The 16,087-nt window shown below is 42.6% G+C and carries 13 protein-coding genes; 6 read left to right on the top strand and 7 right to left on the bottom strand.

Annotation, left to right across the window (positions count from 1 at the left end; all coding sequences use genetic code 11):
- Positions 1-15 precede the first annotated feature (15 nt).
- Positions 16-1,128, top strand: coding sequence for a non-hydrolyzing UDP-N-acetylglucosamine 2-epimerase (wecB, locus tag NWP17_RS13565; RefSeq protein ID WP_280655421.1), 1,113 nt, complete (start codon positions 16-18; stop codon positions 1,126-1,128).
- A gap of 1 nt (position 1,129) precedes the next feature.
- Here wecB and NWP17_RS13560 read toward each other — a convergent pair whose 3' ends face one another.
- The 3 genes from NWP17_RS13560 to hemC form a co-directional block, all read right to left on the bottom strand.
- Positions 1,130-1,777, bottom strand: coding sequence for a peptidoglycan-binding protein (locus NWP17_RS13560; RefSeq protein WP_280655420.1), 648 nt, complete (start codon positions 1,775-1,777; stop codon positions 1,130-1,132).
- Between the two features lie 413 nt (positions 1,778-2,190).
- A complete protein-coding gene (gene glgA / locus NWP17_RS13555) occupies positions 2,191-3,594 on the bottom strand; it encodes a glycogen synthase GlgA (protein WP_280655419.1) in 1,404 nt (467 codons plus the stop codon).
- A 109-nt stretch (positions 3,595-3,703) separates the two neighbouring features.
- Positions 3,704-4,687 (bottom strand): hydroxymethylbilane synthase, encoded by a 984-nt coding sequence (gene hemC, locus NWP17_RS13550; protein ID WP_280655418.1) that lies wholly within the window; start codon positions 4,685-4,687, stop codon positions 3,704-3,706.
- A 303-nt stretch (positions 4,688-4,990) separates the two neighbouring features.
- Between hemC and NWP17_RS13545 the strand changes: the two genes are divergently transcribed.
- A complete protein-coding gene (locus NWP17_RS13545) occupies positions 4,991-5,953 on the top strand; it encodes a YegS/Rv2252/BmrU family lipid kinase (protein ID WP_280655417.1) in 963 nt (320 codons plus the stop codon).
- Between the two features lie 25 nt (positions 5,954-5,978).
- The gene (locus NWP17_RS13540; protein WP_280655416.1) at positions 5,979-7,541 is read left to right on the top strand and encodes a metallophosphoesterase family protein; all 1,563 of its coding nucleotides are present in this window, start codon (positions 5,979-5,981) and stop codon (positions 7,539-7,541) included.
- Positions 7,542-7,749: 208 nt separating this feature from the next.
- Here the strand turns inward: NWP17_RS13540 and yhdJ are convergent, their stop codons facing one another.
- The 4 genes from yhdJ to rimI form a co-directional block, all read right to left on the bottom strand.
- The gene (yhdJ, locus tag NWP17_RS13535) at positions 7,750-8,643 is read right to left on the bottom strand and encodes an adenine-specific DNA-methyltransferase (RefSeq protein ID WP_280655415.1); all 894 of its coding nucleotides are present in this window, start codon (positions 8,641-8,643) and stop codon (positions 7,750-7,752) included.
- Between the two features lie 91 nt (positions 8,644-8,734).
- Entirely contained in the window at positions 8,735-8,896 is a 162-nt protein-coding gene (locus NWP17_RS13530) for a hypothetical protein (protein WP_280655414.1), read from the bottom strand.
- A gap of 166 nt (positions 8,897-9,062) precedes the next feature.
- Positions 9,063-11,531, bottom strand: coding sequence for an ATP-dependent Clp protease ATP-binding subunit (locus tag NWP17_RS13525; protein ID WP_280655457.1), 2,469 nt, complete (start codon positions 11,529-11,531; stop codon positions 9,063-9,065).
- 404 nt (positions 11,532-11,935) lie between these two features.
- A complete protein-coding gene (gene rimI, locus NWP17_RS13520; RefSeq protein ID WP_280655413.1) occupies positions 11,936-12,475 on the bottom strand; it encodes a ribosomal protein S18-alanine N-acetyltransferase in 540 nt (179 codons plus the stop codon).
- A gap of 139 nt (positions 12,476-12,614) precedes the next feature.
- Here rimI and lysA point away from each other — a divergent pair, with 139 nt between their 5' ends.
- The 3 genes from lysA to uppS all read left to right on the top strand — a co-directional run bounded on the left by lysA (position 12,615) and on the right by uppS (position 16,048).
- On the top strand, positions 12,615-14,027 hold the full coding sequence (gene lysA / locus NWP17_RS13515) for a diaminopimelate decarboxylase (RefSeq protein ID WP_280655412.1): 1,413 nt from the start codon (positions 12,615-12,617) through the stop codon (positions 14,025-14,027).
- A gap of 351 nt (positions 14,028-14,378) precedes the next feature.
- Positions 14,379-15,302, top strand: a complete 924-nt coding sequence (gene cdaA / locus NWP17_RS13510) for a diadenylate cyclase CdaA (RefSeq protein WP_280655411.1) — start codon at positions 14,379-14,381, stop codon at positions 15,300-15,302.
- Positions 15,299-16,048, top strand: a complete 750-nt coding sequence (gene uppS, locus NWP17_RS13505) for a polyprenyl diphosphate synthase (protein WP_280655410.1) — start codon at positions 15,299-15,301, stop codon at positions 16,046-16,048. The genes cdaA and uppS overlap by 4 nt, the downstream gene beginning before the upstream one ends.
- The last annotated feature ends 39 nt before the right edge of the window (positions 16,049-16,087 follow it).

Here is a 16,087-nt window from a genome sequence, read left to right as displayed (position 1 = left end):
ATAATGTATCAAAAAATGACTAGAAAAAAAATTAGCATTATTTTGGGTACGCGACCGGAAGCAATTAAACTAGCCCCGGTAGTTCAAGTATTTCAGCAGTCGGCAAAATTTGAGTCGCAAGTAATTTTAACTGGACAGCATCGGGAGATGGTTGAGCAAGTCATGCAGTTATTCCATCTCAAAGCTGATTATGATCTACAAATTATGCAGCCTCAGCAAAGTTTAAATGATATTACTTGCCGCAGCTTACAGGGACTAGAAGCATTATTTCAAAAAAGTAAACCGGATTTGGTCATAGTTCAGGGAGATACTACCACGGCTTTTGCCGCAGCTTTGGCGGCTTTTTATCAAAAAATCCCCGTTGGTCATGTGGAAGCTGGGTTAAGAACTGATGATTTATTTAATCCATATCCAGAAGAAGCAAATCGACGGCTAATTTCTCAACTCACTCAGTTACATTTTGCCCCCACTGTGTGGGCGGCTGAAAACTTACAACGTTCCGGGGTTTTGGGGGAAATTCACATCACAGGTAACACAGTAATTGATGCACTATTAAATGTAGCTGCAAGTCAACCGATTTGTAATATACCGGGTTTAAACTGGAACTCACATCGCATATTGTTGGCAACAGTCCACCGACGGGAAAATTGGGGAGAACCATTGCAAGCCATCGCCCAAGGATTTCTACAAATATTAGACAAATTCCCAGATACAGCCCTACTGTTACCTTTGCACCGTAACCCCACAGTGCGGGAACCATTACAAGCAGTTTTAGGCAATCATCCCCGAATTTTCTTGACAGAACCGCTAGACTATGCTCAATTGGTGGCAGTGATTGGGCGATCGCATTTTTTATTAACTGATTCTGGTGGTTTGCAAGAAGAAGCCCCTAGTCTGGGAAAACCAGTGTTAGTTCTCAGAGATACCACAGAAAGGCCAGAGGCTATAACTGCTGGTACTGCCAAACTGGTGGGAACTACCACTGAGAACATTGTTCAAGCTGCCGAGGAGTTACTTAGTAACTCCAAGGTTTATGCAGCCATGGCAAATGCCATTAATCCTTATGGTGATGGTCATGCAGCCGAGCGCATCTTAGAAATTGTGGAAAATTATTTTCAACTCCCTTAGATTAAGTTCTAAATATAGCACTGCGGGTTTGGGGTCCGACAATGCCATCAACAGCTAAATTATTCCGCGACTGAAATTCTCGCACTAGGCGATAAGTGGTGCGTCCATAATACCCAGTGGGTTGCACACCTAATGCTTTTTGAATTTCCTTGACTTCCGAACCGCGGGAACCTAAGCTCAAATTAACTAACCCGGCAGTACCAGGACTAGTAACATTGCTGACATTAGACATCTTCGGTTTACCATCAATCCACTTAGCAAAAACAAATCTCTTGGGAGACAGACGAGCAAAACCATTGATAATTTCTGTAGTTGTTATTTTCGTACCATTAGGAATACATCCCACAATGGGCGATTGGAGGTTAGCATCTTCACGGATACGTAAACAACTACCGTTAGTTCTCACGTATGATGTTGATGTTGATATCGAAGCTGTCTGAGCGTGGGTAATTGTAGCAAACAGTACAGTAATACCAGCCAAGGCTAACCAAGCAGAAGATTTGAGAAAACTTATCCAGTGGAATTGCAACCTGGGCTGATGGTCTGCTGTCGATGTAATTAGCGTCCTGGTTTGGAAAAGTTTTTTCCACTCAAATTGAAAGTCAGGAAAATTGTATTCAGTGTTTTCATTCGCTTCTTCATTGGCCATATATATATGCGAGTAAGCCATGTAATCCATAATGCACTCCATGATCAGGATACTTGATTTTATTGTATTTTAAATTACAGTTATGATTTATTTTTAGCTAGTAACAAAAGTTTATATTACGGTTTTCTGACCTATTCCACAGACTCACCCGAAAGTAAATGTAAGCTGCTCTACTTTTTAGCTCCCGTGCGACATACTCACCGACCTTCTAGGTCGGTGATTCTTGACGCTTCACCGCAACTTGCTACCAAAGCAGTCTGACACTCGCTCCCCATCCGTTTAAAGTCCTACCCATGTCCCATGCAGACCACTTGTATACATAACACATAAAAAAAGCAGTTTTAGAAGTACAAGCTTCCCATCCCATTCTTTTGGTCATGAACTTGGGGCTGATTGAGAATTTGGGTTGCTTATTACTCCTTGAGTAGCTGTTCTTCTTCACCTGGTAAACCGAAAATAGATTGATATAACCTTACATACTGCTTGGCTGACTCATACCAACTGAAATTCTGGCTCATACCACGTTTTTGTAATTCCTGCCATTGAGGTTGGAAACGGAAACCTTCCCAAGCTCGAATCATACAGGTAAATAGGTCTAGTGGTTCATAGCGGTCAAAGCAATAACCAGTCCCTGCGGCGTTCATGGGGTCGTGGTGTAATACCGTGTCCACTAATCCACCTGTACGGCGGACAATGGGGGGACAACCATAACGCAAAGCCATCATTTGACTGATACCGCAGGGTTCAAATCGGCTAGGCATCAGGAAGCTATCAGCGCCAGCATAAATCCGCCGAGATAAGGCATCGTTATACAGCAGATAAGTTGCCATACGTCCGGGATAACGGGATGCTAACTGCCACATTTGGGTTTCGTAGTAGCGATCGCCTGTTCCCAATAGCACAAATTGAGCATCTGTGTATGCCATGAAGCGGTCAAGGATCTGCAAGACTAAATCAATACCTTTTTGCTCTACTAAGCGTGTCACCATACCAATTAAAAAGGCTTGGCTGTTAACTTCTAAACCCACTTCTTCTTGCAGCGCAATTTTGTTGGCCTTACGTTTATCCAGAGTGTCAATGGTAAAGCTTTGGCTAATAGCTTTATCTGTCGCCGGGTCGTAAACATCAATATCTATCCCATTGATAATCCCCGATAACTTACCACTGATGAAAGACAGTAAACCTTCGATGCTTTCACCGTAGGCTGGGGTTTTAATTTGTTCGGCATAGGTGGGAGAAACCGTATTTACCCGGTCGGCATATTGTACCGCAGCTGCCATGGTGTTATGTCCTTGCATATACCAAGGACACCAAGTGATTTTTTCTAAGTACCATTTCCACGGGCCTTGATAGGCCAGGTTATGAATGGTAAAAACAGTGGTGATATCCGGGTCTTGGTGCATCCACACCGGAATCATTCCTGTGTGCCAATCATGACAATGTATAATTTCGGGCTTCCAATAGTTCCAGCAAAATTCAGCTGCTCCGTTGGCAAAAAAAGTGAACCGCCAATCTTCATCATCACCGCCATAAATCTTGCGGGGTAAAAAGGCAGAATGTCCAAATAAGTACAAAGGAACATCAGTACCAGGTAAAACGGTTTCGTAAACGTCAAAGTCCTGGAACATGGCATATCCTTTCCAAATAGGTGCTTCTGGAACCTGCATTTTATCTGGTAAGAAGCCGTAATAAGGTAAGAATATGCGGACATCATGCCCCATTTTTCTCAATATTTTGGGTAATGCTCCCACAACATCCCCCATTCCTCCCACTTTCGCCACGGGAGCGGCCTCTGCTGCTACGAATAGAATCCGCATGGTAGTTTTTATTTCCCTGGTTCCGCTGATTTGTTTTCAGTTTGTAATTGACAAACAGTAAATAATTAATTTTTCACTGCTTACTGCTTACTTATCTAATCACATCTGCCTACCCAATAGATGAGGAAACCCGTTGAATTTCAGTAAATATTTCCGCTAAAATTTCATTTGCCCCTTGTTCTCTGAGCAATTGTGCTAGGTCTGCGCCTAATTTCTCCGCATCTTCAGCCGCACCAGTCACAGAATCTTTCACCAGCTTTTGACCATCCACGCTGGCAACTATGCCAGTCAGCGTTAAAGTATCACCATTAATCTCTGTATTTACCCCTATCGGTACTTGACAACCACCTTCCAGAACCCTCAAAAATGCTCTTTCTGCTAAACAGCGATCGCGGGTTTCGCTGTGTTCAATGGCTTTGAGCATGGTGATCATTTCCTCGTCATCAGCACGACATTCTATGCCTAAAGCTCCTTGTCCCACCGCGTGCAGGGAAATTTCTGGAGGGATAATTTGATGAATGCGGTCCCCCATGCCCAGCCGTTGTAGTCCGGCTGCTGCTAAAATTAAAGCATCATATTCCCCTGCATCCAGTTTGGCTAGGCGTGTATTTAAGTTTCCACGTACATCTTTAAATGTAAAGTGAGGAAATTTGTGCCTTAACTGTGCTAATCTTCTCAGGGAAGATGTGCCAATTACCGCACCTGCTGGCAGGGTTTCAATTTGCTGGTCTTTATATTTTTCATGTACTACCAGGGCATCTGCTGGGTTTTCCCGTTCTGTAATCACTGCCAGAGTTAACCCTGGTGGTAAATTGGTTGGTAAATCCTTCAAAGAGTGAACAGCAAAGTCAATGTCATGATTGAGCATTCCCAATTCTAATTCTTTAGTAAATAGTCCTTTATCCCCAATTTTGGCTAGTGCTACATCCAGGATTTTGTCGCCTTGGGTAGACATGGTATGGACTTCAAAATTAATCTGAGGAAAGCGTGTCTGGAGTTGTTCTCGTACCCAGTAAGTTTGAACCAGGGCAAGTTGACTTTTACGAGAACCGATGCGGATGGTGCGAGCAGGACTAGAAATAACTGAAGTCATAGAACAATTAGGTCAAACCAGGCGAGCAACTTATTTTCATCTAGACTACCCCAGTGGGTGAGCCTCCGGATCGCTATTTTCTAATTTAGGTAAACTTTATTTCGCTTTTTTAACATTTATTTACATTTCTTTTGCATAGGAAAACAGTTAATACAGATAAAAGTAAGCATAAAATACACAAATGCCGAGTCAACAAATAAGCCAGAAAAAAGGCAAACTAGCCACCAGATAGAACCGATATTTTTACAGTTATGTTATGAATAAATTGATATGTTATTGACTAAAATTTAACTTTTTGACTTTATGAACCGTTCCGCTTGCCTAATCTTTAATCCAGTTGCGGGTCAGGGTAACCCGGAATTAGAATTGGAAATGATTAGGTCATTATTAGAGCCGGAAATTGACTTGGATATTTATCTGACCAGCGCAGAAGTTGACGCTGATCAACTGGCTCAAGCAGCTGTAAAACGGGGTGTAGAAGCGATTATTGCTTGCGGAGGAGATGGAACTTTGTCTGCGGCGGCCAGTGCGATAATAGGTACGGGTATCCCCTTTGGGATCATTGCCCGAGGAACAGCCAACGCCTTTGCTGCTGCTTTGAGAATACCTAACACAATTGATGCTGCTTGTATGACAATTGTGCAGGGAGAAACTCGATATGTGGATGCAGCTTATTGTAATGGTAAGCCTATGGTACTACTAGCAGGTATCGGTTTTGAAGCCGAAACTGTAGAAATGGCAGACCGGGAGGCGAAAAAACGCCTGGGAATGATGGCTTATATTTTAGCAGGGGTACAACAACTAGGCAATTTACAGAGTTTTCAGGTGGAAATAGAAACTGAAGATAAGATTATTAAAACCAAAGCTTCAGCAATAACCGTGGCTAATGCAGCCCCTCCTAGTTCGGTTTTGGCTCAAGGTCCAGCCGGGATTATTTATGATGATGGACTACTAGACTTAACTATTGTGGCTCCAAATAGCAAGGCTGGAGCGATCGCCGCTACAATTCATTTATTACAAACAGCTTCCATGAGTAGCGCAGTGGAACGAGACGATATTGGCTATCTGCGAGCAAATCAGTTTAAAATAAAGGCTGAACCACCCCAAAAAGTGGTTTTAGATGGTGAAATGATCGGCAAAACTCCCATTGAGGTTTATTGTGTCCCAGCAGGGTTGAAAGTTTTTGTACCTTTTGATCAGGCTCTTAGTCCTACGGAAAAACTAGAGGGACTTCCTAATTTAACTGTGGAAACGAAGCAATTATAGGTGACTGTCAAGGGAGTAAGTAATATTGAAACTCGTTTCTGATCCAGCGATCGCTAAAAAAATTAGCAAAATGCAGCAAAGGGTAAAATGGCAAGACCCGTTGATTTTAAACCGGGGTATTGACCAAACTCGGCTGGTTATGGCGGATGATCACCCTGATGATGGCAAGTTTTCTTTTTTGGTTGTGGGTGATAGTGGTACTGGTAGCCATTGGGGATATAATCCCCAGCGACAGGTTGCAGAACAAATGCTACCCCATCAGACGGAATGTAGTTTTATGTTACACACGGGTGATGTAATTTATTTGGTGGGTTCGAGTGAGTATTACCAAAAAAACTTTATTCAACCTTACCGGGAGTTTCTGGTGGGTGGAAAACATCCAGAGCAGATTAATTACGACAAGATGGTGTTTAACTTCCCGATTTTGCCAGTACCGGGAAATCATGATTATTATGACTTACCATTGGTGTTAAGTTTGCTTTCTTTAACCACTTTACCCCTACGTCGTTTATTGCGATCGCAACTAGAATTAGATGTAGGCTTACATGGCTCCGGTAAGGGTAGAGCCTATGCTAAGGCATTTTTAGACTATCTCAAAGCCTTTCATATTCCAGGGGATTTAGCCCAACATTTAGATACTTATTACACTGCTCATACAGATACAGGGCGCTGTCTTTTGTACCAGCCAGGGCGCTTTACCCGCTTACCTAATCGCTATTACACTTTTTGTTATAAAGGAATTGACTTTTTTGCTTTGGACTCCAATACATTTAATCAACCCCCACCATTACCGAAAACAAGGGACGGTAGGGAACAGCGTCAAGTTTTGCAAAAACGCCGTCAACATTTTGAGGAGGAAAAGCAGGAAATTATGGAAACCTCAGCCGGGCTAAATCCTGACAACCCCAGTGAAGCAGAAAAACTAGATGATTTACAAAATCAGATATCACAAATTGAAGAATTGATTGTGGATATCGACAAGCAGTTAAACCCAGTGGAAAAAACTGTAACTGATGTTGAACAGTTGGAATGGTTAAAACAAAGACTTATTAAATCCTGGAATACCGCAGATGTGCGAGGTAGGGTGATTTACTTTCACCATCCGCCTTATGTGACTGAGGCGACAAAATGGCAACAAGCACAAACTTTAGCAGTCCGTCATCGTCTCCGTCGTGTACTAGATGCAGTGAAGGTATCTGTAGGTGATTTGACCCGCGGACGGCCTGTGGTAGATTTAGTTTTAAATGGTCACGCCCACTGCTTAGAACACCTGCAAACTGTGGATACAGGACACGCCGACTCTCATATTCACTGGGTAATTTGTGGCGGTAGTGGGTATAGTCTACGTCGCCAAAGAACCGAGGGAGCAGATTTAATGGAAACTGTGGGAGATAAAAGTCAATTAGTGGCGCGATCACATTTGTTTGTTGGTCGTCATGGTCAGGGTTCTCAAAAGAAACGACCTTATTCTAGTTTACGCATTGATGTTACAGACCATGCCCATCCTCAATTTATTCTCCGTCCCTTAGTGGCCGAATGGTATCAAGGGCAATGGCATAATTACGAAATGGCTTCTTTTGTTATTTGAGCATAGTTGTAATAATTGACTATTAGTTATAGCATTTCTTAAACACGTGAGATACAAATGTAAATGATCGTCTTGTAACACAAGCATCCTGCTTGTTAATGATGTACCTCACCAAGCATGAAAACCGCCATAAAATAATATTTCCTAAATAATATCTCCTAAATCAGGAAAATATTTATTCAAAACAGTAATTATTGTGAGTGTAAAATCATGTTGTAGTATTTGCATCAAAAATATTACCCTGTATCACATCCAAATTGAATTTTTTACTATTTTTATTTTTGACATGATGATTTTTCTGCGGTGGTAAAAGTTTTTCTCCCTTATATTCTGGGAATTCTAAAACCCTTCTCAAGCCAATTTTTAGATATTCTTCTTGTAATTCAATACTGATAGATTTTCTACCTAAACGTTTGGCTACTGCAGCAGTTGTAAAAGTGCCTGCAAACGGATCAAGTACTAAATTTCCTTCATTACTACTTCCTAAAATAATTCTTTCTAGCAATGACTCGGGTTTTTGTGAAGGATGATTTTCATATTCTGCCATTCGATATCTCACACGGGGAAAATACCAAGCATTACCGGGTACTTTTTGTGTATTATAAGGAGTAGGTATAGATTTTCTATAATCTATTAATTTACGTTCTGCGCCTGTTTTTGCGGCAATTTTAATATCATCGGCATTAAAAATATAATTGTTTTTATTTTTGACACAATGAAGAATTGGTTCATAAATTGAACCAAAGTATTTTGTTGCTTGTACTCCGGAACTATCATAATGCCATATTATGCGACTGAGAATAGTTAATTTTTTTCTCAGGTAAATGTCAAAATAAGGCATTGCTTGAGTGCTTGTCATAACATAAATTGTGCCATTTGGTTTGAGAATGCGGATACATTCATCCAGCCATTTATATGACCAATTTAAATATTCCGCTTCCGATTCCCATTGATCATGAAAATCACTAAATTTTTTACCTATATTATAAGGAGGATCAATAAAAATTAAATCAACTGAATCAGAAGAAATATATTTTGATAAAGTGCTGATAGCATCACCATAAAATATAGTATGTTCTTGATTATCATATTGTTCAATCATTGTTTTTCATGGTGGTGTATATAAAACACTGAAAGTGTGACAAATTAGACTATGACCCTTGTTGTTTCAGTTCATCACTATTGGCACAAAATTAAAGTTCACCATTTTTCTTTTCTTGCTTGGCTGCTTGCAAATTTTGGGAAATTTCCTCCTGGCGTTCTTCTCTTAAGTATTCTTGTAAAAATAATTGAATGTGTAACTTTTCTTTAGTTGAAAAACATTTTATTGCTTCAACTAAATCACTAAAGGTCATAATTGTCAATACCTTTCATTACTATATTTAACATTTTATCCTAGACTAAAACCCCTCTTCCTCCTCTGGATCGCCTGGTGCGCCCGGTGCTTGAAGCAAAAAAAACGGCAGAGAACGGAAATTCCCCACCGCTTATTAAACTTTTACTTTTACAAGTGATTAACTACTACTCAACGCCTTGAGTTAATAATTCTCGACGCTCTTGGGTAGTAACTTGGACAACGCCATTTTCATCAATATCAACTAAGGCAACATCGCCATCTTTGATACGACCTGAGAGAATTTCTTCCGCTAGGCTATCTTCTAGCAGACGCATAATTGCTCGACGTAATGGCCTTGCGCCGTAGCTGGGGCTGTAACCTTCTTCAATCAAGCGATCTTTGAAGCGATCGCTCACTTCCAAAGTGATACCCTTTTCAGTGAGGCGACCAAATACTTCTTTGAGCATGATGTCAGCAATTTCTGTTACTTCTGCCTTACTCAACTGACGGAAGACGATAATTTCATCTAGACGGTTGAGGAATTCCGGACGGAAGTATTGCTTGAGTTCTTCGTTCACTAAGGAGCGAATGCGGTTGTACTGAGTCTCCGTCGCATCATCTGCGAATTCAAAGCCAATACCGCCGCCGCCTTTTTCAATTACCTTAGAACCAATGTTAGAGGTCAAAATCAGCAGGGTGTTCTTAAAGTCCACGGTGCGACCTTTTGCATCAGTTAACCGACCATCTTCTAAAATTTGCAGCAGCATATTGAAGACATCGGGGTGGGCTTTTTCGATTTCATCGAACAGCACCACGGTGTAAGGACGGCGACGCACCGCTTCAGTTAACTGACCGCCTTCGTTATAACCCACATAACCAGGAGGCGAACCAATCAGCTTGCTGACGGTGTGGCGTTCCATGTATTCAGACATATCCAGGCGAATCATAGCTTCTTCCGATCCGAAGAAGTAGGAAGCCAAAGATTTCGCCAACTCAGTTTTACCCACCCCTGTGGGACCGGAAAACACAAAACTAGCGATGGGTCGATTGGGATTTTTCAAACCGACACGAGCGCGGCGAATTGCCCGTGAAACTGCCTTCACAGCGTCTTCTTGACCTATTAAGCGCTGATGCAAGGTGTCTTCCATGTGCAGCAGCTTTTCCGATTCTGACTCTGTGAGCTTGTTTACTGGTACCCCTGTCCAGGAAGCGACAATGTGGGCAATATCTTCTTCAGTGACTACGGGTTCTTCACCTTGGTTGTGAGAAGCATTGGTTTTGCTTTGGGCGATGGCGCGAATTTCCGCTTTAATTTCCATTTCCCGGTCGCGGAGTTCCCCTGCTTTATCAAAGTCTTGGGAGCGTACAGCGTCGTCTTTTTCTTTTAAGATTTGACGTAGTTCTTTGTCTAACTCCTTGGCTGCTGGTGGCAATTGGGAGTTAATCAAACGCACCCTAGAACCAGCCTCATCGATTAAGTCAATGGCTTTGTCTGGGAGGTAGCGATCGCTGATGTACCGGTCTGACAGTTTAGCCGCAGCCACCAAAGCTTCATCAGAGATTTTCAGTTTGTGGTGTTGTTCATAGCGTTCCCGCAGCCCGTGTAAGATTTCAATTGTCTCATCAACTGAGGGTTCACCCACCATTACTGGTTGAAAGCGTCGCTCTAGGGCTGCATCTCGTTCGATGTGCTTGCGGTACTCATCCAGAGTTGTGGCCCCAATACATTGTAATTCTCCTCTAGCCAAAGCTGGTTTGAGGATATTTGCTGCATCAATGGCACCTTCTGCCGCACCCGCACCGATGAGGGTGTGTACCTCGTCAATCACCAGGATGACATTACCCGCCGAGCGGATTTCATCCATGATTTTTTTGAGGCGTTCTTCAAATTCACCCCGGTACTTAGTACCTGCTACCAGCAAGCCTATATCTAGAGTGACTACCCGCTTATCTTCTAGGATGTCGGGAACGTCTTTATTGGCAATTCGTGACGCTAAACCCTCGGCGATCGCTGTTTTCCCCACTCCTGGTTCACCAATCAGCACGGGATTATTTTTTGTCCGGCGACCCAGAATTTGGATCACCCGTTCTATTTCTTTAGCGCGTCCTACAACTGGGTCTAGCTTGTTGTCTGTCGCCATTTGGGTTAGGTTAGAACCAAATTCATCCAAGGTTGGTGTTTTGGTGCGTCCCGATGGCCCTGTGGCTGAAACCTCTGCTGTTTCTCCCAGCATACGAATTACTTGGGTTCGTACTTTCGATAAATCCACCCCTAGGTTTTCTAGCACCCTGGCTGCCACACCTTCCCCTTCCCGGATCAGGCCCAACAGCAGATGCTCGGTGCCAATGTAGTTATGCCCTAATTGGCGCGCTTCTTCTAAGGATAGTTCTAAGACTCGCTTTGCCCGTGGCGTAAAAGGAATTTCCACGGCCACAAAGCCCGAACCCCGGCCTATGATTTTTTCTACTTCAATGCGGGCATCTTTGAGATTGACACCCATTGATTTCAACACTTTAGCCGCAACTCCCGTGCCTTCCCCGATCAGACCCAGGAGGATCTGTTCGGTTCCAACGAAGTTGTGACCTAAGCGGCGGGCCTCTTCTTGGGCCAGCATGATTACTTTAATGGCTTTTTCTGTGAAGCGTTCAAACATGGCATTTTTCCCATCACCTGCGTCGTGCCGGTATGCTGATTTTAGCACAGGCTCTGCTTTTGGATGCCTGTATAAAGATTATACGCTACCAAAAACTTTAGACTCACATAATGGGGTAAATATTAATATTTATTACTTTTTATCTGGCTGCTGTACTGAAGAGCTTTAGTCTATCAAGCTTTCTGGGCTTGACTACTGGGCAACATCCCGCTATTTTTTATGCTTTATTTAGGTGTTTTTACATAATAAATTATAGCACATTTATTGTCCTGTAGTCAAGAATATTGTTAATTGATAATTTTTTTAAATTTCATTTTTTGATTAATTAAATATTTAAATCTAGGAATTTTTGCTCATTAGAACTTTTTGAGGATTTTTCCCCATATCCAGGATATTTACAAATCTTAATCATGAAAAGACTGTTTTAAGCGCTGGCTCACAGTACTATGCCAACTTGCCAGAGTTTTGGTAAATTGAGGATGTTGCAAATCGGAAAGCCACAGCACTAAAGCATCTTCGCCGTTATCTTGGTAATAAAGCCTACGCCGCCCGGCTATTTTAAAGCCAAATTTTTCATACAAAGATATAGCCGCCACATTAGAGGCGCGGACTTCCAGAGTGGCTCGTTCTAGCCCGCGATCGCTAGCGGTTTTGAGTAGGGAATATAATAGAGCTTGTCCCAAGCCTTGACGTTGATATTGGGGATGAATAGCTAGGATAGTAATGTGAGCTTCCTCTAGAATCGCCCAAAAGCAACCCATTCCTATTAATTTTGGCAAAGCAAAACGAGAAGACAAACCCAGTAATTCACTGTTAGGACTGTTTAACTCTCTTTGGTAACCTTCCATTGTCCATAGACCGCCAAAACAGGCTTGATCTAGTTCTAAAATGGCATTGATATCCTCTAAGGTCAAAGATTTAAGCTTTAAGTCTAATAAAGTCATGATCAAAAGAAGACATAAAGAAAAGCCGTGCTTTGAGGACGGGGCTGTAAACCCATCCCTTTGGTAAACTGAGAATCGGGACAACTCACGCCAAACCCAAAACATTTTCAACTTTGAGCAAGGACAATTTATAAAAACTATGGTATCGACTCACCCCACTGGGGTTCAATATACTGGTACTCAGTATTTACCTGAAAAACGCACCCCAAAAGCAAATGTTTCTCCCAATCAAGAACTTTTGCCTTTGACTGCTAAGGTTAATAGTCAAGACATCCTAGAAATTGGTGGGTGTGATGTCACAACCCTAGTCCAGCAGTTTGGTTCACCTTTGTATATCTTAGACGAAGCAACCCTGCGTTTAGCTTGTCAGCAATACCGAGAGGCATTTAAGCAATATTACCAGGGTGAATCTCAGGTACTATACGCTTCAAAAGCCTGGAGTTGCTTGGCTGTTTGCGCCATTGCTGCATCTGAAGGTTTAGGAATAGATGTAGTTTCCGGAGGCGAACTCTACACAGCTGTGACTGCGGGTGTTAGCCCAGATAAACTTTACCTCCACGGTAACAATAAATCTCGTCAAGAACTAGTTTTAGCCATAGATTCTGGTTGCACTATTGTGGCGGATAACTGGGAAGAACTGCATACCTTAGTGAAAATAGCCGAACCAGAAGGAGAATCATCTGCTCCCATACGGATTATGTTGCGGTTAACACCAGGAATTGAATGTCATACCCACGAATACATCCGCACGGGACATTTAGATAGTAAGTTTGGCTTTGATCCCAATGATTTGGACGAAGTATTTACTTTTGTTAGTCAGCAACCTTCCTTAAACTGTGTGGGGTTACACGCTCACATTGGTTCACAAATTTTTGAACGCCAACCCCATCAGGATTTAGCTGCTGTTATGGTGGAGTGGTTACAAAAAGCCGCAAACTATGGTTTAAGTCTGACGGAATTAAACGTTGGCGGTGGTTTAGGAATTAAATACACGGAATCTGACGATCCCCCCACTATTGAAGCATGGGTTAAGGCTATTTGTGATGTGATTCAAGCAGCCTGCACGTCAAAAAATCTACCCTTGCCAAAATTGCTCTGTGAACCAGGGCGATCGCTCATTGCCACAGCCTGCATCACAGCCTATACTGTTGGATCATCAAAAGTTGTACCCGACATTCGTACCTACGTGACAGTTGATGGTGGTATGTCTGATAATCCCCGACCAATTACCTACCAATCAGTTTATCGGGCAGTGGTTGCTAATAAACTATCTGCTCCTCTGACAGAAACTGTGACAATCGCCGGTAAACATTGTGAATCTGGGGATATTTTGATTAAAAATGCCCAACTGCCAAAAACTGAACCGGGGGACATTCTGGTGGTTATGGCAACCGGCGCGTACAATTACAGTATGGCATCCAACTATAATCGCTTACCCAAGCCCGCAGCTGTTTTAGTAGCCAATGGCGAGGCTAACTTAATTTCACGCCGGGAAACTTATCAGGACTTGATTCGACAGGATTGTCTACCAGATAGATTAAACCTGGACTAGTCACCAGCTTAAAGGTTGAAATTGGCCAGTTTCCCCACTTGTCGCCATTTGGCATTTTTCCAGGGTAACGACTACCTTGAAGTTAGAAGCTAAAAAAGCCTATTTTTTCCTGAACCCTTTCTTGACTCAAGGTTTGTTGTATACGCATCTCCAAAATTTACCTAGTTTTTGAGTAATTGCATCACTAGTGTGTACTTGCTCTTTCAGGAGAGAAAGGGCGGGAGAAATAGGCTAGTACAGTCACTGTCCGAGGAATTTGTTACCAAGGTCTAACGTAAACCTTTGAGGCATAACAACCACAGCGAAATGGCAGAATATTATTGAGGCATAACAAAGAGTAATCCAGATGTCATGAAAGATTTACCGCAGCAATGGCTGACAAACCTGGGATGGTCGCAGTCCTTGCTGCTGGGAATGCTGGATATCTTGTTAGTGTTGGTGCTGACATACATGATACTAGTTATTATTAGTGAGCGCCGAACACTCTGGATGGTGCGGGGCTTTATTATCTTGATGTTAGCCTCGGCAATTAGTGGCAGAATGGGTCTACTACTGCTTAATTTTGTCCTGGAAAAGTTGGTGATTGGCTGTGCTGTGGCCATGGCCGTTGCTCTCCAGTCAGAGTTTCGCCGCTTTTTGGAACAAGTTGGGCGTGGTGAATTCCAGCAGTTATTTAAGCCATCCAGTTTAACAATCCCTAAGTCTGATAGTGTAATTGATGAAATTGTGGATGCGGTGAAAGAACTTTCTAAAAACCGCATAGGAGCTTTGTTGATTGTGGAAACAACCGCTCCAATTCACGAGCGGGATTTTTCCGTACCTGGAGTTAAGCTAAATGCTGATGTTTCTAAAGAACTTATACAAACAATTTTTCAACCAAAAACCTTACTACATGATGGGGCTACTTTGATCCGTGGCTCGCGTATTGTTTCTTCAGGTATAATATTACCACTTTCGGGACGTACAGCCTCCCGCCAGTTAGGAACACGCCACCGGGCAGCTATGGGAATTACTGAGCGGGTGGAAAATTGTATCTGTGTCGTAGTATCAGAAGAAACGGGTTCTATTTCCATAGCGGAACGAGGAACTCTCAATCGACCACTGACTATTAGAACACTCAAAGAGTGTTTAGAGGCTCGATTATCCCCAAATGTAGACCGGGAAGCAGTTGCTCCTAGTATATTAGGTTTGGGTGTTCAGATGGGTCGTAAGGCTATCATACTAGTTTCACGTTTACTCGGATTACCATCGACCGCTTCTCGCAATAAAAAATGACAGCACAACCAACTAAACTGCAATTTTTACCCCCTGACTTAAAACGAGAACTACTGCCAAAACACGTTGCAGTGATTATGGATGGCAATGGTCGATGGGCTAAACGTCAAGGTCTGCCCAGAATTATGGGACATAAGCGAGGAGTGGATACCCTCAAGGATTTGCTGCGCTGTTGCAAAGACTGGGGAATTGCAGCCCTCACAGCTTATGCTTTTTCTACTGAAAACTGGAAAAGACCCCAGGAAGAAGTAGATTTTTTGATGACTCTGTTCCAAAAAGTTTTACGCCAAGAACTACGGGAAATGATGGAGGAGAATGTACAAATCCAGTTTGTGGGGAATTTACAGGCTTTACCGCCATCGCTCCAAGCTGAAATCTCCCGATCAATGGCAGAAACTCGCCATAATCAGGCTATTCGGTTTACAGTAGCTACTAACTATGGCGGAAGGCAGGAAATTTTACAAGCTTGCCGAGCGATCGCGGAAAAAGTGCAGCAAGGCCTGCTTAAACCTGATCAAATTGATGAAGAATTATTTGAGAGTCACCTTTACACCGCGGGGATTACTGACCCAGACTTATTAATTCGCACTAGTGGGGAAATGCGGCTTTCCAATTTTCTCCTTTGGCAAATGGCCTATGGGGAAATTTATATCACTGATGCTCTTTGGCCTGACTTTGACCGGCATGAGTTTCACCGCGCCTTATCTGCCTACCAGAAACGAGAGCGGAGATTCGGTAAAGTCTAAATTAATATCGTATATTCCATACTTATTTACACACACAAT

It is taken from the genome of Chrysosporum bergii ANA360D (genome assembly GCF_029891735.1).
GTDB classification, from domain to species: Bacteria; Cyanobacteriota; Cyanobacteriia; order Cyanobacteriales; family Nostocaceae; genus Umezakia; species Umezakia bergii.
This window is presented reverse-complemented; position numbering and strand designations above follow the sequence as displayed.